Annotated in this window: 13 protein-coding genes; 4 read left to right on the top strand and 9 right to left on the bottom strand. The window is 59.7% G+C overall.

Going from position 1 to position 18,392, the window contains the following annotated elements; translation table 11 throughout:
• Nucleotides 1–77: 77 nt before the first annotated feature.
• The gene (locus BUA42_RS11005; protein ID WP_072777823.1) at nucleotides 78–1,211 is read right to left on the bottom strand and encodes a citrate/2-methylcitrate synthase; all 1,134 of its coding nucleotides are present in this window, start codon (nucleotides 1,209–1,211) and stop codon (nucleotides 78–80) included.
• A 36-nt stretch (nucleotides 1,212–1,247) separates the two neighbouring features.
• On the opposite strand from BUA42_RS11005, the gene BUA42_RS11010 reads away from it, so the two are divergent.
• Nucleotides 1,248–2,111: a phosphate acyltransferase gene (locus BUA42_RS11010; protein ID WP_072777825.1), complete on the top strand. Its 864-nt coding sequence runs from the start codon at nucleotides 1,248–1,250 to the stop codon at nucleotides 2,109–2,111.
• Nucleotide 2,112: 1 nt separating this feature from the next.
• On the opposite strand, the gene BUA42_RS11015 is transcribed toward BUA42_RS11010, so the two are convergent.
• Together BUA42_RS11015 and xsc are read right to left on the bottom strand one after the other, a co-directional pair.
• Complete coding sequence (locus BUA42_RS11015; RefSeq protein ID WP_072777827.1) at nucleotides 2,113–3,273, bottom strand: acetate/propionate family kinase; 1,161 nt, start codon at nucleotides 3,271–3,273, stop codon at nucleotides 2,113–2,115.
• Nucleotides 3,274–3,275: 2 nt separating this feature from the next.
• Nucleotides 3,276–5,054: a sulfoacetaldehyde acetyltransferase gene (xsc, locus tag BUA42_RS11020; protein ID WP_072777829.1), complete on the bottom strand. Its 1,779-nt coding sequence runs from the start codon at nucleotides 5,052–5,054 to the stop codon at nucleotides 3,276–3,278.
• 254 nt (nucleotides 5,055–5,308) lie between these two features.
• Between xsc and BUA42_RS11025 the strand changes: the two genes are divergently transcribed.
• The 3 genes from BUA42_RS11025 to BUA42_RS11035 all read left to right on the top strand — a co-directional run bounded on the left by BUA42_RS11025 (nucleotide 5,309) and on the right by BUA42_RS11035 (nucleotide 10,227).
• Complete coding sequence (locus tag BUA42_RS11025; protein WP_245818999.1) at nucleotides 5,309–6,766, top strand: O-antigen ligase family protein; 1,458 nt, start codon at nucleotides 5,309–5,311, stop codon at nucleotides 6,764–6,766.
• Nucleotides 6,767–6,780: 14 nt separating this feature from the next.
• A complete protein-coding gene (locus tag BUA42_RS11030; protein WP_245819000.1) occupies nucleotides 6,781–8,112 on the top strand; it encodes a glycosyltransferase family 4 protein in 1,332 nt (443 codons plus the stop codon).
• A gap of 96 nt (nucleotides 8,113–8,208) precedes the next feature.
• Nucleotides 8,209–10,227 carry an SGNH hydrolase domain-containing protein gene (locus BUA42_RS11035; RefSeq protein ID WP_072777831.1) on the top strand — a complete coding sequence of 673 codons (2,019 nt, stop codon included), beginning with the start codon at nucleotides 8,209–8,211 and terminating at the stop codon, nucleotides 10,225–10,227.
• 5 nt (nucleotides 10,228–10,232) lie between these two features.
• On the opposite strand, the gene BUA42_RS11040 is transcribed toward BUA42_RS11035, so the two are convergent.
• The 6 genes from BUA42_RS11040 to BUA42_RS11065 all read right to left on the bottom strand — a co-directional run bounded on the left by BUA42_RS11040 (nucleotide 10,233) and on the right by BUA42_RS11065 (nucleotide 18,343).
• Nucleotides 10,233–11,231 carry an ABC transporter ATP-binding protein gene (locus BUA42_RS11040; protein ID WP_072777832.1) on the bottom strand — a complete coding sequence of 333 codons (999 nt, stop codon included), beginning with the start codon at nucleotides 11,229–11,231 and terminating at the stop codon, nucleotides 10,233–10,235.
• Nucleotides 11,228–12,223, bottom strand: coding sequence for an ABC transporter ATP-binding protein (locus tag BUA42_RS11045; protein ID WP_072777834.1), 996 nt, complete (start codon nucleotides 12,221–12,223; stop codon nucleotides 11,228–11,230). Before BUA42_RS11045 ends, BUA42_RS11040 begins: the two co-directional genes overlap by 4 nt.
• Nucleotides 12,220–13,419, bottom strand: a complete 1,200-nt coding sequence (locus BUA42_RS11050; protein ID WP_084066198.1) for an ABC transporter permease — start codon at nucleotides 13,417–13,419, stop codon at nucleotides 12,220–12,222. Before BUA42_RS11050 ends, BUA42_RS11045 begins: the two co-directional genes overlap by 4 nt.
• A gap of 4 nt (nucleotides 13,420–13,423) precedes the next feature.
• Complete coding sequence (locus BUA42_RS11055) at nucleotides 13,424–14,428, bottom strand: ABC transporter permease (RefSeq protein ID WP_072777836.1); 1,005 nt, start codon at nucleotides 14,426–14,428, stop codon at nucleotides 13,424–13,426.
• A gap of 116 nt (nucleotides 14,429–14,544) precedes the next feature.
• The gene (locus BUA42_RS11060; RefSeq protein ID WP_072777838.1) at nucleotides 14,545–16,584 is read right to left on the bottom strand and encodes an ABC transporter substrate-binding protein; all 2,040 of its coding nucleotides are present in this window, start codon (nucleotides 16,582–16,584) and stop codon (nucleotides 14,545–14,547) included.
• A gap of 232 nt (nucleotides 16,585–16,816) precedes the next feature.
• Nucleotides 16,817–18,343 carry a sulfatase-like hydrolase/transferase gene (locus BUA42_RS11065; protein ID WP_072777840.1) on the bottom strand — a complete coding sequence of 509 codons (1,527 nt, stop codon included), beginning with the start codon at nucleotides 18,341–18,343 and terminating at the stop codon, nucleotides 16,817–16,819.
• Nucleotides 18,344–18,392 lie beyond the last annotated feature (49 nt).

The raw sequence follows: 18,392 nt of genomic DNA on the forward strand, positions 1-18,392 counted from the left end.
CGGTCAGACCTGACGGCAGTCTTTACGTTTCTTCCCTAATGGTAAAGCCGCAATATGCAAGCGCTTACATTCCGAGGCTATCGGTCCTCGATCGGCACCCAGTCCCTTGGTTCCGGTCCGTTATAAAGCGTCAGCGGTCGGATCAGGATGTTGCCGCGCTGCTGTTCGAGGCACTGGATTACCCAGCCCGGCATGCGGCCAATCGCAAAGATCGGCACGTAAAGGTCCATCGGGATGCCATGCAGCTGGTAAATCACGCCGGAATAGAAATCGACATTCACGTTCAGCCCATGCCGGCTATAGGGTTTCATCGCCTCCACAACCGCCTGCAGGATCTCGTACCACTCGGGTGCGCCCATCTCTTCACCGAGCTTTCGCACGCCTTCGCGCATGTGCCGTGCGCGGGGGTCTTCGGCCCGGTAGACGCGATGACCGAATCCCGTGACAGCCTCGCGATTCTTTCGCTTGGCTTTCACGTAATCGGCAGCCTTGTCCGGCGTGCCGATTTCCTTGACCATCTTCATGACGTCTTCTGCCGCGCCGCCATGAGCCGGACCCGCAAGCGTGCTTAGCGCAGTGACGATTGCACCATGCAGGTTAGCTTCGGTCCCAACCGTGACCCGCGCGGCAAAGCTCGACGCGTTGGCACCGTGTTCGGCATGCAGCACGAAATCCACATCTGCCAGACGCGCCGCATCCTCTGACGGCTTTTCTCCCTTGAGCATCCAGAGCCAATTGGCCGCGTGGCTCAGGCTGTTATCGGGCGTGACCGGTTCGCGACCATTTCGGATCGCCTCATGCGCAGCGATCAGTGTCGGCACCTGCGCGGTCAGCTTCAGACCGTTGCGCTGAAATGCCTCTTCGCCGACCTGCTGGCTCCCGGGATCAAGCGCCGCCAGTGCCGAAACACAGGTGCGCAACACATCCATGGGGTGCCCGTCTTTGCAGGTGCGGATGATCTCAAGCACCGCATCCGGCACCGCGCGATGGCTGCGCATCTCGGTATCGAACGCATCCAGTTCCGCCGCCGTGGGCAATTCGCCCCGCATCAACAGATGGCAGACCTCTTCGAATGTCGCGTGGGTTGCCAGGTCGTGGATCGAATAGCCCCGGTACTGCAGCGTTCCTGCTGCACCGTCGATGTCGCTCACGCCCGATCGTTCGAAATAGATCCCCTTCAGGCCCCTGTTGATCTTGACGGCTTCTGTCATTGCAGGCTCCTTTGCGGCGTAGGTCTGGAGGTGGGTATGGGCGTATTGGACGCTGCGCGCGCGGTGGCGCAAAAGGCACAGGCGCGGGTGGTCTTCCCCGAACTGTCTGACCCTCGCGTGGCGGAGGCGGCGCGGCGCTTGAACGCCGAGGGGCTATGCGTACCTGTGCCGGTCAGTGACAGCGTGACCGACGCGCAGGTTACAGCCCTTGTCGCAGCACGCGGCACCAAGGAAGCGCTCGCGCGACGATTGCTGCAGAAACCGCTGTACCGGGCCGCGGCAATGGTTGCGGCAGGAGAGGCCGATGCGATGATTGCTGGCGCTGACAGCCCGACGCGTCGCGTGATCGAAGCCGCCGGGATGGCGATAGGTCTTGCCGACGGGGTCGCGGTGCCGTCGTCGTACTTTTTGATGGTGTTCCCCGATGGGCGCGAATTTATCTTCGCGGATTGTGCGGTCAATGTCGCGCCGGACGCAACTGTCTTGGAGGCCATTGCACGTGCTTCGTCGGACACGGCGAAGGCCTTGCTTGGCTCGGCGAACGTGGCGCTCCTGTCCTTCTCGACCGGAACAAGCGGCGCCGGGGACAGCGTCGACACCGTGCGCTCCGTCGCCGAAGCAACCGGATTCACCGGACCGGTGCAGGCCGACGCTGCGCTCAACGCGGAGATTGCAACGAAAAAGGGGCTGGGTTCAGGCGATGCAAACGTGCTGATCTTCCCGTCGCTCGACGCAGGCAATATCGCATACAAGCTCTGCCAGGAACTGGCAGGCGCGCAGGCCATCGGGCCTTTCCTGCAAGGCTTTGCCAAGCCGGTTTGTGACCTCAGCCGCGGGGCCACGGTTGAGGACATCATCGCGTCAACGCTCGTCACTATTTCACTTGCGAAGGCGGAGTAAGTCATGCCGCATCCAGAAGCGCGGCAGCATCCATCGCGATCATGCGCTCTTCTTCCGCCGGGATAACCCACACGGAAACCTTGGAGCTGTCCGCATGCAGGCGCGGTCCGTTGCGGTGATTGAAATCCGGGTTGATCCGGACACCCAACCATTCCAACCCGCGCAGGATGCGCGCCCGAACGCCAAGCGCGTTCTCTCCGATGCCGCCGGTAAAGGCGATGGCGTCAAGTCCCTCCAACGAGGCAATCAGTGACCCGGCATGGCGCAGCGTCCAGTAGCAGAAATGCTCGACCGCAAAGGCGCTTTCGGCGGATGGGTCAAGCATCAGGTTGCGCATATCGGATTTACCACCTGACAAGCCCAAGAGACCGCTCTCGTGGTTCAGAATGGCCTTCGTGCGCGCCAGTCCGTTTTCCTCGACCAGTCGCAGGACGGCATTGGCGTCGATCCCACCGGATCGGGTTCCCATTGTGAGACCATCGAGCGGCGAATAGCCCATCGTGGTGGCGATGGATTGGCCGTTGTGAATGGCACAGAGCGACGCACCGTTGCCGAGATGAAACGCCAAAAGGCGTGACGGCAGGTTTTCTCCCGACACCTCGGGCAGACGCCGCACGAGAGACGCGTAACTCAGCCCGTGGAAGCCGTACCGGCGAATGCCCTTCGTCTCCATCATCTTCGGGATCGCATATCGCGTGGCGACATCCGGATTTGTCGCGTGGAACGATGTATCGAAACTGGCGAATTGCGGCACATCCGGCGCGATCTTGGCAAGCGCCTCCATCGGGGCAAGGTTGTGCGGATTGTGCAGGGGGGCCAAAGGCGTGCAGTTGGCAATCTCGGCGCGCACCTCGGGTGTGACGCGCATCGGCCCAGTCAGCTTGCGCCCGCCATGCACCACGCGATGGGCCACCGCGCGCAGCGATTTGACGCTCACCCCCCGCGCGTCAAGCGCTTTCAGGATGGCCTGCAATGCGGATTGATGATCGAACAGGGTCGAATCGACGATTTCGTCCCCGATCCGCAGCTTGGACGCCCCACCAATAGCCTCCGCCATGCCCGATAACGTCTCGGACATGGCATCATCAAAAAGCGCAAACTTGATCGAGGATGACCCCGCGTTCAACACAAGGATTGATGTTGAAGGCGCGGGGTCGGACATGATCAGGCGACCTTTTGCGGACGCATGTCGGCGGGGTCGATCCCGGCCACCGCCACGGGGGCCTTCATCGCGTCGCGGCGGAACGGCTCGCCAAGCTCCTGATTGATCATCGCTTCGATCAGGGTGGTTTTGCCGTTTTCCATCTGATCCTTGATGGCGGTATTCAGCGCATCGGTCAGCTCTTCCATCGTCCGCGCCTGTACACCTTTGAGGCCACATGCCTTGGCAATCCCGGCATAGCTGACGCCCTCGTCCAATTCGGTGCCGACAAAGTTGTCCTCGTACCAAAGGGTCGAGTTCCGCTTTTCGGCGCCCCACTGGTAGTTGCGGAAGACAATCATCGTGATCGCGGGCCATTCGGGGCGACCGATCGCAGTTAGTTCGGTCACCGCGATACCGAAGGCGCCGTCACCTGCAAACCCAACAACCGGCACATCCGGACACCCGATCTTGGCACCGACGATAGATGGCAGACCGTATCCGCACGGCCCGAACAGACCAGGCGCGAGGTATTTGCGGCCTTCCTCGAAGGATGGATACGCGTTTCCGATGGCGCAGTTGTTGCCGATGTCGGACGAGATGATCGCCTCTTTCGGCAACGCGCTCTGGATCGCACGCCACGCCATGCGGGGGCTCATCCAGTCCGGCTTGGCTGCGCGTGCGCGTTCGTTCCACGTGGTGCCGGGATCGTCGTCTTCGTGATCCATGCTGGACAGCTGCTGCGCCCAGGTGGATTTGGTCTTGGCGATCGTCGCTTTACGCTCTTCACGGCCCTCATCACCGGCAGTGTCGGACAGGCGCTCCAGGATGCCCTGCGCCACTTTCTTTGCGTCACCAACGATGCCGACGCTGACCTTCTTGGTCAGACCGATGCGATCAGGGTTGATGTCGACCTGAATGATCTTCGCATCCTTGGGCCAGTAGTCGATGCCATAGCCCGGCAGGGTCGAGAACGGGTTGAGACGCGTGCCAAGGCACAGCACGACATCCGCTTTGGAGATCAGCTCCATCCCCGCCTTGGACCCGTTGTAGCCCAGCGGTCCTGCAAAAAGCGGGTGCGAGCCTGGGAAGGCATCGTTGTGCTGGTAGCCCACACACACTGGTGCGGTCAGACGTTCAGCCAGTTCCATCGACGCCGGAATTGCCCCAGCAAGAACAACACCGGCACCGTTCAGGATCACGGGGTTCTTGGCATTGGACAGCAGATCGGCCGCCTGCTGGATCGCGCTATCGCCGCCCGACGGGCGCTCGAATTCGACGACCTCGGGCAGGTCGATGTCGACGACTTGCGTCCAGAAGTCACGCGGCATGTTGATTTGCGCTGGCGCCGACGCGCGCTTGGCATTGAGGATCACGCGGTTCAGGACTTCGGCCACACGGGTCGGGTCACGCACTTCTTCCTGATAGGCAACCATGTCTTCGAACAGTTTCATCTGTTCGACTTCCTGGAAACCACCCATCCCAATGGTCTTGTTCGCGGCCTGTGGGGTGACCAGCAGAAGCGGTGTGTGGTTCCAATAGGCCGTCTTCACTGCCGTGACAAAGTTCGTGATGCCCGGACCGTTCTGCGCGATCATCATCGACATCTTACCAGAGGCGCGGGTGTATCCGTCCGCCATCATCCCGCCCGAGCCTTCATGCGCGCAGTCCCAGAACGTGATGCCAGCCTTGGGGAAAATGTCGGAAATCGGCATGAAGGCCGACCCGATGATGCCGAACGCATGTTCGATGCCGTGCATCTGAAGGACTTTGACAAAGGCTTCTTCGGTCGTCATTTTCATGGTGGCTCTCCCAAACACAGGCGCCGACCTTGGGGCCGGCGCGATTGTTGCGGACAGTAGCGGTCCCGAGGAGTCGTCAGTAGGTCCAATTGGAACTGCGAATTATGTCCAGTTCACCTGTCTCACCAGCGCTACTCCCGGTCCAGACGCCGCGGCACAATCATGTATTTGCTGCATTCCCGCACCATTTGTGCCGAATTTTAGCTGCAGTATGATAGAAAGAGCATTACGGTACTACCGTATAGATTGAGTCGATGGGCATCGTCACCCCTTTCGGGTGGCGCTTCATCACCGGACAGGACAAGGCAACGGCCAATATGCCCAATGCATTGGCAACATTGAGTTTGGCCATCTGGCCGTTGGTCACGGTGCTTTTGTTCCTCAAGCTGCCGACAGGTCGAGCCGTGATTGCCACGCTCTTGATCGGCTATCTGTTCTTGCCCGAACCGCCCGCCGAATTCGACTTTCCCCTTGTTCCTCCGCTGACAAAACACACCATCCCGGCGCTGAGCGCGCTCGCGATGTGCATTCTTTTGAAAGGGCACGAGGGCAACTTTTTGCCGCGATCCACAGGCACGAACGTACTTTTCGCGATCTTCATCTTCAGCCCAATGCTGACAACGATCCTGAATTCAGAGTTGGTCCAGTGGGGGGAGTTCATCATTCCGGGCATGACGCTCAAGGATGGTCTGGCGCTTGTCATCCAGCAGGTGCTCCTGGTCATCCCGTTCATCCTTGCCCGCAAATTCCTCGCCACATCCGAGGACCAACGCGATTTGCTGTTCGCCTTCATGATCGGCGGGTTGATCTATTCGGTCCTGATGCTGATCGAGGTGCGCCTGTCGCCGCAGTTGAACCTTTGGATCTACGGCTACTACCAGCACGACTTCAGCCAGACGATCCGCTTCGGCGGCTTCCGCCCGATGGTGTTCCTCTACCACGGTCTTTGGGCCGCCTTCTTCATGCTGATGGCGGCCTTGTCAGCCTTCGCGCTGTGGCGGACAAAGCAAATCCAGGCGAACTGGAAGCTGTTTTTGTTCGCGCTTTACCTGACTGGCGTTCTCATTCTCGCCAAGTCGCTCGGGGCATGGCTGTACGCGATGGTCCTGATCCCGGCGGTGGTTCTATTAGGACCTCGGTGGCAGATGCGCCTTGCCGTCGTGATCGCAGTGTTTGCGGTGGCATATCCCGCCCTCAAAGGGATCAACGTCTTGCCACAGGATCGCATACTCGACGCCGCGGCAGCCATTGACGCGGAACGAGCAGAATCGCTCGAATTCCGCTTTGGCAACGAGAACATCCTCCTTGATCGCGCCCGGGAAAAGCCGCTCTTCGGATGGGGCAGCTTCAATCGTAACCAGATCATCGACCCAGCCACCGGTGAGGCAACCACGATTACGGATGGCCGCTGGGTGATCCTGATCGGTCAGTTCGGCTGGATGGGGTTCATCGCTGAATTCGGACTGCTGATCCTGCCGGTGCTCTTCCTCTGGCGCGAAACCCGCTATCGAAAACCGGGGGCGTATTCCCCATTGATCGTGCCTTTGTCACTGATCCTCGCCGTGAACGTCTTCGACATGTTGCCCAATGCAACGCTCACACCGCTCACATGGCTGATGGCAGGCGCGCTGACAGGCTATGCCGAGTCCCTGAGACACACCCGGGACACTTACCTGTCCTCCGAGCGCCTTCAGTGGCGACCCGTTTTATGAGTTTCGAGGGTACGATGACCAAAGCTGTCGCGATGCGGCCCCGGGTGCTTGCCATCGCCGAGGCCGCCAATCCCGAGTGGGTGAGCGTGCCGCTGGTCGGCTGGTCCCTTTCGCAAGCGCTGAGGGAACAGGCCGATGTGCATCTTGTGACCCAGATCCGCAACCGAGATGCGATCTTGCGGGCAGGTTTGGTCGAAGGTCAGGATTTCACCGCAATCGATTCCGAAGCCATCGCGCGACCGCTCTGGGCGATGGCCGAGAGGCTGCGCATGGGCGAAGGCAAAGGCTGGACTACGCTGCAAGCGTTCAACGCACTGATCTACCCATGGTTTGAACATCTCGTCTGGAAGACCTTCGGCGCGGACATCAAAGCGGGCCGCTACGATATCGTGCATCGGATCACGCCGCTAAGCCCGACAATCGCATCCCCTCTCGCCCGCAAGGTCAGCGCCGCAGGAGTTCCCTTCGTGCTTGGCCCCCTGAACGGCGGCGTGCCGTGGCCCAAGCATTTCGACACCGAACGCCGGGCCGAAAAAGAATGGCTGAGCTACTTCCGAAGCGCGTACAAACTGCTGCCGGGACGGGACAGTACCGTCAAACACGCCGCGGCGATCATCGTGGGATCGCGGCATACGCAAAGCGAAATCCCCGCTCAATACGCGGGGAAAACCGTCTTCATTCCTGAAAACGGAATTGACCCGGCGCGGTTCAATCAGACGGCCAATCCAAAGGATGACATGCTCAGAGCCTGTTTCGTGGGTCGGCTCGTGCCCTACAAGGGCGCTGACATGCTGATTACAGCCGCGGCAGACCTACTGCGGTCACGCCGGATGACGCTCGACATCATTGGTGACGGTCCGATGTTGGGGGAATTGACCAACCTTGCAGGATCACTCGGCTGCGAGGAAGGTCTGACGTTTCACAAATGGTTGCCGCACCACGAGGTTCAGTCGGTCCTGGGCCGATCCCATATCCTGAGCTTCCCTTCGATCCGGGAATTCGGCGGCGGTGTGGTGCTTGAGGCGATGGCACTTGGCGTTGTTCCGGTGGTGGTGGACTATGCGGGTCCGGGAGAGCTTGTGACCGAGGAAACCGGTCTCAAAGTGCCGTGCGGACCACGGTCCGAAATTGTTGACGGTTTGAATAAAATCCTGACGGAACTTGCCACAGATCCGGCACAATTGCGCCCTTTGGCAAAAAGGGCACAGGCGCGGGTTCAGAGCCATTATCTCTGGTCGCGAAAGGCCGAACAAATACGCCAGATTTATGATTGGATTCAAGGTGATAGCGGATCTTCGATACCAAGCGCATTTTCGCCGACACTTGAGCAAACTTCCGCTAGGTAACCTTAACAAACTGTTTCCACTATGAGCGTTGTGAAAAAAGTCGCATCTCGCGTACAACAAAGCATCGGTGTGGGGCCGTATGAACGAAGTGTACCAGTGCTTAACGATCGCGAAGATCCCGCAGAGTCCGCTGTCCTGAACGTGTCCAACACGGACGTGACCCGATCAGAAGTCAGGCAGTTCCTTGTTGCGCTCTACTCTATGGCCTTCATCCTGGCGACGCTGGGACTGCGCGACAGCGGTCCGATGGCATTCGCGGCTGACACGGTTCTGGTGCTGTGCGGTGGCTGGTGCGCAAATCAACTGATCCGCGGCCATGACATCATGAAGACGCAGATGATCTGCGTGCTTCAGGCGTATTTCACCGGTTTGCTGTGTTGCTCTGTCGTCCTGTTCGCGGTGGGGTGGATGGTCTTCCTGCCCAGCGAATTTCTTCATCTCGGACACTCTCTCCTGTTCGCAGCGACGTTCGCGACCAACCTTGATGTTGCGCTTCTGCCGTCGAATACCTCGCTGCGCTTTGACGGTTTGCTCGACCACCTGTGGGTGCCGGCCCTCGTCGCACAATGCTGCGGCATCCTGATCGTGCTCTACACTCTCATGCATCAGAACCTGGTGCGCCTCCTCCTCGCATTGGCCATGATCGGGTTTGCCTCTCTGCTCGCGTCCATGATCGAAAGCCCGATCGTGCAGATGCTTCCGATTGGTGGCCTGTGGGCGTTTCTGTGCGGCGCGATCCCGTTTATTGCGGCCAACCGCTACCCGATCCTGCGCTATGCGCTGATCCTTGGCATTCTCAACCTGATCACAGCCCTCGTCGCCGTCATCACCAGCGGCGATACGATGTTTGCCCGCGTCTTCTTCGCCATTGGTATCTCGCTGATGTATCTCGGCAGCCGTCAGCGCGTGTCCCAAAGCTTTGAAACGAAGCGCCGCCGTCGCTGGTTTGGCATGGCGTTGCATGTCTTTCTGTGGTCGATCCCTCTCGCACAACTCTCCGCATCATTGGACATCGTGGATCCGAAAACACCGGACTATGCCGGGCTCATCGTCCCTTGCCTGTTCCTTGCCCTGATTTCCTGGTCGATCTGGCAGAAGGTCGAAAACCGTGTGCAGCTCAGCCGGATCACCCCAACAGGCGTGATTGCGGCATTGCTGTTCGCCAACGGTATCACCACCCTGTCGAGCCAGGGCGGCCATTTCCGGTACTCGCAAAACGCCAATGCCTACCTGCACGCGATTGAAACCGCGCAGACCGATCTGAATTGCCCGGTCCGCACCGAAGGGACCTTGGCCGGGTTGGAGGTGTGCGCATTCGGGCCCGTCGGCGAACCCGCCGTATTGATCTGGGGCGATCATCAGCTCATCGCCATGAAAGCCGGCTTTGCCGAGGCCGCGCGACGCGCCGAAGTGCCCACCATCGTGATCGCGCATCCGAATTGCGTGCCGCTCGATGGACTGCAGACGCGGTTCTCCGAGACCAATCAAGGTTCCGGCCGCAACTGCGATCAACTGTCTGCCCAAGTGCTGCAGGCCTTGCCCCATATGAACAGCATCCGGCAGGTCACGCTCGTGGCGGATTGGCTTTATTACACCGGCAACACCGCGTCTGAATTTGTCCACCGCGCGCCGGTTCGGCTTGCGCCGACCGACGGCACGCCCATCAATGTTGCCCAGCAGGCGATGTATGTCAGCGACGCCGCCGACAGAACGACGAAACTTCTGACAGAGCGTGGGATCCGCGTCTCGGTCCTTCGTCAGGTGCCCTCTCTGCCCAACTTCGATGCCGAAATCGCCGCACGCAGCGAAGCGCCGGGAAGCTGGTTGTACCTGAACATGCCGGAACTAAGCAATTCGGTAACGCTGGAAGACGTGACCGCGCGGCACGCAGAGGTGGACAGCATTTTCGTGAACCTGTCTGCGCTCGGGCGCATCAGCTACGTCAATACGTGGTCCGCGTTCTGCACCTTTGTGCGCTGCAACGCGCGTGGCGGCCTGTCGAGCGACTATGTCACCTCAACGCGCTTGACGCCATCCGGCGCGCTCACACTCACACCTGTGCTGGAGGATGAATTGCTGCGGGCCATGACCCACAGCTCTGTCCGTCGGTCCTGAAACGGCTAGGCCGCCGCCGGGGCAAGAAGCTCTTTCCACCTGTGGCACGCCACGTCATGGCCGCCGTCGGATTCCAGTTCCGGCTCGACCTGCTTGCAATGGTCAACGGCAAACGGACAACGCGTGTGAAACTTGCATCCTGACGGCTGGTTGGTCGGTGACGGAATTTCTCCCACCAGCTTTTGTGCCGTCCCGCGGTCGTCGGGGTCAAGCGACGGGATCGCGGAAAACAGGGCTTTCGTATAAGGGTGCCTGGGTGCGGCAAAGAGTTTGCGCGTGGGCGCGGTTTCCACAAGCCGACCCAGATACATCACCGCGACATGGTCACAGGTATGCGCCACCACCGACAGGTCGTGACTGATGAACATGAAGGTCAGACCCATGTCCGACTGGATCTGCTTGAGCAGATTCAGCACATCTGCCTGAATCGACACGTCCAGCGCCGCAACGCTTTCGTCCGCAACGATGAACTTCGGCGACGACACCAGCGCCCGCGCAATGGAAATGCGCTGACGCTGCCCACCCGAAAACGCGTGTGGGAAGCGGCGCAGGTGTTCGAGGTTCAACCGGCACTTCGCCGCGATCTCGCGCACACGGGCGTCCGTTTCCTCACGCGATCTGGTGATCTTCATCACCTCAAGCGGCTCGGCAATGATATCGCGCACGGTCATGCGTGGGCTGAGCGCGGCATACGGATCCTGAAAGATCAGCTGCGCGCGTTTGCGGTAATCGCGAAGCTGGTCCTTGGTGATGTTCTCAAGGTCGTAATCGACCTCGCCATCGCTATAATGCGCGCCGCCAGCGGTAATCGGCGCGGCCTTGAGAAGCGCCCGCCCCAAGGTCGTCTTGCCTGAGCCACTCTCGCCGACAAGGCCAAAGAAAGAGCCCTTCTCGATATCAAGCGAAACGTTGTCGACCGCCTTCAGAACCTGCTTGTTGAACAGGCCGCTGCCGATGGGGAACCCGACGGACAACCCTTTGGCGCGGATCAGCACGTCACTCATGCGGGAACCTCGGAATAGATATGGCAAGCCACCGAATGGGTCGGATCGATCGAACGGTTTTCGGGTACCGTCTGGCGGCACTCATCACCGACGATCTTGCTGCAACGGGTGTGGAAGACGCAGCCGGACGGCCGTTCGAGAGGTGACGGGATATCGCCAGGCACAGGGGTCAGAACCGCGTCAAGGTCGTCGAGCTTTGGCAAAGCGGCGAGAAGGCCCTGCGTATACGGATGCTTCGGATTTCGGATCACCTCGCGTACCGGGCCTTCTTCAATCATCCGGCCCAGATACATTACGTTCACCTTGTCCGCTGTCTGCGCCACAACGCCTAGGTCATGCGTGATGAACACGATCCCCATGTGAAATTCATCCACGAGGTCTTTCATCAGGTCGATCACCTGCGCCTGGATCGTCACATCCAAGGCGGTTGTGGGCTCGTCCGCAATCAGCAACTTCGGTTGCGTCGACAGCGCCATTGCGATCATCGCCCGCTGCCGCATCCCGCCGGAAAGCTCGAACGCATACTGATCGAACCGTTTCGCCGCATCCGAAATACCCACTCGGTCCAGCATTTCGACCGAGATGTTCTTCGCCTGCTGCTTGGAGTAGTCGCCGTGCAATTGCAACTGTTCGACCATCTGCTTCCCAATGGTGATCGCAGGCGCGAAACTGGCCATCGGTTCCTGAAAGATCATCGACACTGCGCCACCCCGCACGATGTTCAAATCGCGCGGCGTCTTCAGTGACAGCACATCGACCGGCCCGCTATCAGTGTGCAACGTGATGCGGCTCTCGAGGCTATACACAGCATTCCGCGCATTGAGATGCATCAAGGCTTTGGCCGTGACCGATTTGCCCGACCCGGACTCGCCCACAAGCCCCATCACCTCACCCTTGTTGAGGGAGAAGCTCACGTTATCCACTGCCGTGATCAGCCCCTCATCGGTCCGGAATTGCAGCGTCAGGTTTTCAACCTCGATCAGTGCCGTCATTTGTTCGCATCCGAATACGGGTCCGCCGCGTCCCGCAGGCCGTCGCCCACGAACACAAATGCCATCACCAGAGCAATGAAGAAGATCACCGGGATGAAATACCATTGATAGTTGAGAAGCACGTCGGCACTGGTCACGTTCTGCAACATCACACCAAGGCTATTCACCGGATCCTTCAGGCCCAGACCGATGAACGACAAGGCGGTTTCGGACAGGACCATGTAAGGGAACGAGATGACAAGATCGACGATGATATAGCTTGTGAAAGAGGGCAACAGGTGCCGCCGGATCACGTGGCCCGAGGACGCCCCGCACAGCTGCGCCGCAAGAACGTATTCCTGGTTCCGCTCGGTCAGAAGATGCGTCCGCACCCGCCGTGCCAGCGTGGGCCAACCGATCAAGCCAAGGATCAGAGAGATGTAGAAGAACCGCTGTTCTGCCGTCATCTCGGGTGGCATGAACGCCGCCACCGCCATGAAGAGCGGAATCGCCGGCACCGTTCGCACCGCGTCGGTGATCATCTGCAAGACAGAGTCGATCCAGCCGCCGTAATACCCCGACACGCCGCCGATCACCAAGGCCAGCACGAAGGCGATGAAGACGCCGATCGTTCCCACCTGAAGCGAGGTCCATATGGCGTGGAAGGTTCGGGAAAAGATGTCCTTGCCACTGGCATCCGTGCCGAAGACATGGACAAACCCCTCTTGGGTCCCGAACAGATGGGTGTCCATCGGGATGAAACCGAACAGCTTGTACTCCCACCCTTCGACAAAGAAGTAGACGTAGTTGCGCTCGTCCTCGTTGATGGTCGTCACCCATCGGAAATTCGTGGCAAGCGACCGTTCCCGCTCTACCCCATGTACGAAGGGTCGCAGCGAACAGCCATTGCTGTCGCAGAACATCGGGATTTGCGGTGCGCCGTTCAGGTAGTCGTCATTCTTGCCCGCAATCGTCGGATCATAGGGTGACAGGAACGGCGCAAAGATGCCCGACAGGATCAGGAACGCCAAAACGCACGCCGCGATCATCGCCGAGCGCTGCTTCTTGAATCGTGCCCAGATAAGCTGTCCCTGCGAGGCGGTGAAATACGCCTCTTTCGACCGGCGTTCCACGGCGGCCTCGGTTTCGACAACCTGGACATGCGGGCCGGTCGTCTCTGCCAGATTGGGCTTCAGGGGATCAGGTGTCGTCGTCATGGCGTCACCTCACAATGCTCTTGCGGACGCGCGGATCAAGCACCGCCAGCATCACGTCCGTCAGGAAATTCAGCGTCACGATAGACGCGGTCAGAAGGAAGATGATCGCGCCCGCCAGCTGCTGGTCATTTGACCGCGCCAGCGCTTCGATCAACAGCGCGCCCGCTTCGGTGAGCGTCAGGATCAGCGCAACAATGGGCAACTCGTTGAAGATGCGGTTGAGATCGAAGCCAAGGCTGTTCACAATCGGCCCCAGCGCATGCCGTGCCGGATAATTCCAAAGCAGTTTGCGCCCATGCACTCCGCGCGCCTCGGCCGCAGTGACATAAAGCTTGCCGATCTCGTCCGACATCAGCGCGCGTACAGTCTGCAAGGCAAACGCCGTGGCCGACCAGCCAAGGATGAAGATCGGCAGCCATGCGTTGCTCAACAGATCCATCACCCGCGCCCAACTCCAGTCGGCATCGCGGAATTCAGCGGAAAACAGCCCCGTAAGCGTGTCCCCGAAATACACGGTCGAGAACAGCATGATCATCAGCGCCAGCAGAAAGTTCGGCATGGCAAGGCCAAGATAGCTGAACAGGCGCAAAGAATTGTTCAGCACCGCATTATGCGAGGCCGCCGCGATGATGCCCACGGGAACCGCGATGGCATAGGCCAACATCAGCGAGGCAAGGCAAAGCCCAAGCGAAATCCAGAACTTGTCGCCCAGCAACTGCGCAATGTTCACACGCAGGATGCAGCTGTCACCAAATTCGCCCTGGAACGCCCCGACGATCCATTTGCCCCAGCGCTCCAGAAACGGGCGATCCAGGCCAAGACGGACCCGTTCGTTCTCGATATCGGCAACCGAGATTCCAGACCCTTGGGTGTTCTTGAACGCGAGATAGCGCTCTGCACAATCGCCGGGCACCAGCTCCATCAGCGAAAACACCACGAGCGATACGATGATCAGGGTGATCATCGCCAGCACCGCTCGGGTTAGCACGAAACGTGCAAAGTTCAGCATTAAGGATGCCCCTGCATTGCGTCTGGCCCCTCGGTTGATCCGAAGCGTGTTTCAGACGGCGGTCGTTCCCAAAACGGTCACGGGCAGCACGCCGCCCGTGACCACATTACATGGACTTACTCGTCCAGCCACCACTGCGAGGCGCGGTACGGATAGGTCCGGTAGTACTCGTAGGAGTGCGTTTTGAAGTCCGCGAAGTTCTTCAGCTTGTTCTGCTGATAGATCGGCGCGGGCGCATTCACGGTACCGATGAAGAGCATGTTCTCCACCATGGCCGTCACCAGCTCGTTGCCAAGCTGTTCGAACTCGGGTGTGCCTTGCGCAGCCGACTGAAGGGCGTTGATGTCATCGATCATGTCCTTCGCCCACTGCGGTGGTTCCACACCGGCGGATCCACCGGAATCGATCCACTCAGCCCAGAGCATTGCGTTGCGCACACCGAAGTAGTTCTCGTAGGGCGGCACCCAAAGCTCGTTGTTGCCTAGGACAATCGCGAGCGGTTGCGACTTGCGCCACATGGCGACGTCCAACTGGTTCGAAGACTGCGCAGAGCGGTACTCGTCCGGGGTGACTTCCTTGACGACCGACTGGATGCCGACATCGGCCCAGTTCTGCGCCACGAGTTCCACGGTCTGACCAGCAATGCCCTGAGTCGAGAAGTTCAGGTTGAGCACAAGCTTGTCGCCATTCGGCAGCTCGCGGAACCCGTCACCATCCGTATCGACCATGCCGATTCCGTCCAGCGCCGCTTTGGCAGCATCGGGATCGTACTCGGTCTTGTATTGGAGCCAGCTCTGATCCACGAATTCCGGCAGCGGCGAGAAGCCGACATATTGCTGCGGTGTACCCTGACCGAAGAAGCCAATCTCGTTCAGCTCTTCGCGGTTGATCGCAATGGACATCGCTTCGCGGAAGGCCAGGTTGTTGAAGACCTCGCGCTTTGCCTCGTCAGGATGCGTGACGTTGAAGCCGAACACACCCATCGTGATTTCAGGCCGCAGGTGGATCGTGTAATCCCCGCTTTCCTGGTTCTCGAGAAGGATCGGCGCCGACGCCAACTGCAGCGATTGGGACTTGTAGTCCACCTCACCGTTCACGAGCTTGAGGATCCGCACTTCGTTGTCGTTGATGTACAGTTCATCCTGCGTCGAGATGTAGGGAAGCTGCTGCCCAGTCGGGTCAACCTGGAAGAAGTATGGGTTCGCAACCAGCTTACGGCCTTCGGTCGTGTCGCTGATATAGATGTGGCTTTCGAGCGTGGGGTAGGTCGACTTCGGCAGACCATCCGCAATCGCAGCGCGCGACAGCATCGGCGTCGGTGTGTCTGTCCAGTCCGAGTTGCCGTAATAGGCAAGGATCGCATCATAGCCGTTCTCGAACCCAAGGCTCTGTGCATAGCTGTCCGCGTCCGGGTTGATGTCCGGGTGGAACTGGCCAAGGAAATGCTTGGGCATGAACGGCTGCGAATAGTGCGTCGCAAAGTGCGCGATCAGGCCGGGCTTCGGCGCTGGCAGGCGGAAGACCAGTGTGGTCTCATCCGGCGTCTCGAGCGTCATCGGCTCACCCGCAACGGTGATGTAGTCCTTCGGTGTCTCGAAGATGTTCGTGTCGAGCATCAGGTTGTCGTGCCAGAACGCCACGTCCGCCGAGGTGAAAGGCGCGCCGTCGGACCACTTGTGCCCCTCGCGCAGCTTCATCGTCAGGACAGTGAAATCATCGTTCCATTCCCACGACTTCGCTACGTTCGGAACGATGGTCTGAAGGTCGTCGGAATAGCGCACGAAACTCACATGGCGCACGGACAGGAAGTCCGACGTACCGGCCTCGGTCGCGTTCGACAGCACGTTCAGCTCACCGCCATAAGTGCCAACGCTGTCATAGGGGACAACGACAAGCGGCTCGGACGGAATGCGCTCGGCCAAGGGCGGCAGATCGCCGTTGCCCTTGATCTGCGCGTTCAACGCGTCGATCTCCGGGTTTGCCGAGAATTCCATCGTACAGCCAGCGGCTTCCTGGAATTCGCTTAGATCATATTGCTGCGGGAATGCGCCGGGCGCGACGCCCTGCGGATCCGCAACGGTGATGGCCGGGCAATTCGCATACGCCGCTGCGGGCAATGCGATGAGGGCCACGCCTGATAGCAGTAGTCGTTTCATTGTCTCTCCTGTTGGTTCCAAGTGATCCTGGGGGCTGTTCCCCCCTTATTGGTTATCCCGCCTGGCGGCGGGGACGGTCGGTGCGGCAACCTTCGCGAACGCTTTCAGATACAGGTCTGCGCGCGACGGGCCTTTCTTCGGCAACGCATCTCCTTCTGTCTGCGGGCCGGGCGTGGAACAGCCGGGCCGTGTATCTCTGGCAACCGTGACAGGCTTGTGACAAGGCACCCCGTCATGAGGCCACCTTCACCCCGTCCCCTGTCACCAGTGTACGAGAGAAAGTGCCATCGGTGTTAACCATTCGATGGCAAAGCATATTTTGCATCAAATCAAGTACTCTGTGCATTTGGTCCGGTTTTTTCGCAAGATTTTCGGATTCATTGCCATCTGAGACATCCATGAGGATCGGAGGCATCCCGCCCGCGAACTGCACGAATCGCTCATTCCCCTGGCGCAGCACCGCCAGATTCGCGGCATCCAGCGGCAGGTTCATTTGGCGCTGCCATGGCGAGGGGCTAAGTGGATCGCCGAAATCAAGCTCAGAATAACTGAAGTTTCGCCAGTCCTCTGGCGCATTGCCAGACAGGAACGGCAAGAGGGATCGGCCATCCATCGAATGCGGCACATCCACGCCCAGCGCATCAAGGATCGTCGGCGCCAGATCGACCGACTCCGTAGGCTCGGCCACCTCCACATTACGCAAAGGCATGCCCGGATGACGGACAATCAGCGGCACATGAAACGCGGCATCATGAAAGCTCTTTTTCCCCCAAAGCCCGTAGTCACCCAGCATCTCTCCATGATCCGCCGTCAGCACGATCAGCGTGTGGTCGTATTGCGCACTGTCTTTCAGCCATGCGATCACCCGGCCAATGTGGTGATCGACCTCCGTCGCCAAACCGAAATAGAGGGCGCGCAACATGCCCGTCGTCTCGTCCGATGCATCAAGATCGGGAAACCCGACCACGGTCGACGCAACATTTGCCGCATGAACCGCAACATCGACAAAGGGATGCCACGCGGGATCGTCAGTCTGACGCGGCGCTGGCATGTCCTCCGCACGGTACATCGTGTTGTACGGTGCAGGTGCGACGAAGGGAGGATGGGGGCGGATGTACGTGACCAGCCCAAACCATCCGCGCGGACGCTGTGCGAGGGCATCCAGGGTCCGGTCGGTGAGATAGGCCGTATCGCTGTGCTCGGCCGCGTAAAATGCGGGTGAGGCCGGGCTGGTCCCACTGGGCCGATAGAGGTCGGGGTAGGCTGGTACCTCATACCCGCGATCGCGGAGATAGGCCTCCCATTCCGTTGTGTCGCCCTCCAGCCGCATCCGCACAACCTCGGTAAATCCCGGGGCGAGTTCCTCATATGAGAACAACCTTGGATCATCCGGGTCCAGAAATCTCGGATCGTGCGAGGTGTCGGTGTAGCCGAACAGCAATGGCTCAAAGCCCGAGGCACGCGCCGCCGTCGCCAGATTTGGCGTATCACGCTTCAGCGGCGTGCCATTCCGCGTTGCACCGTGGTTCGAGCTATATTGCCCCGTGAGCAGCGACACCCGCGACGGCCCGCACGGCGACGTCACTGAATAGTGGTTGCGAAACCGCACTGCGTCCTTCGCCAAACCGCGCATATTCGGCAGGTCAACATGCGGCGCAAGCGCACCAAATACGCAATCCGCCCGCAGTTGGTCGATCACAATGAAAAGGGTATTCAGTCTGTCTTCCGGCACAACGCATCCCAGCTTCGCATCGATCATGGCGAGCGACAGCTATCTGTAAAGACAGGTCGAAATTATATATCCATAG

Origin of the sequence: Marivita hallyeonensis, from assembly GCF_900129875.1 — a bacterium.
Taxonomy (GTDB): domain Bacteria; phylum Pseudomonadota; class Alphaproteobacteria; order Rhodobacterales; family Rhodobacteraceae; genus Marivita; species Marivita hallyeonensis.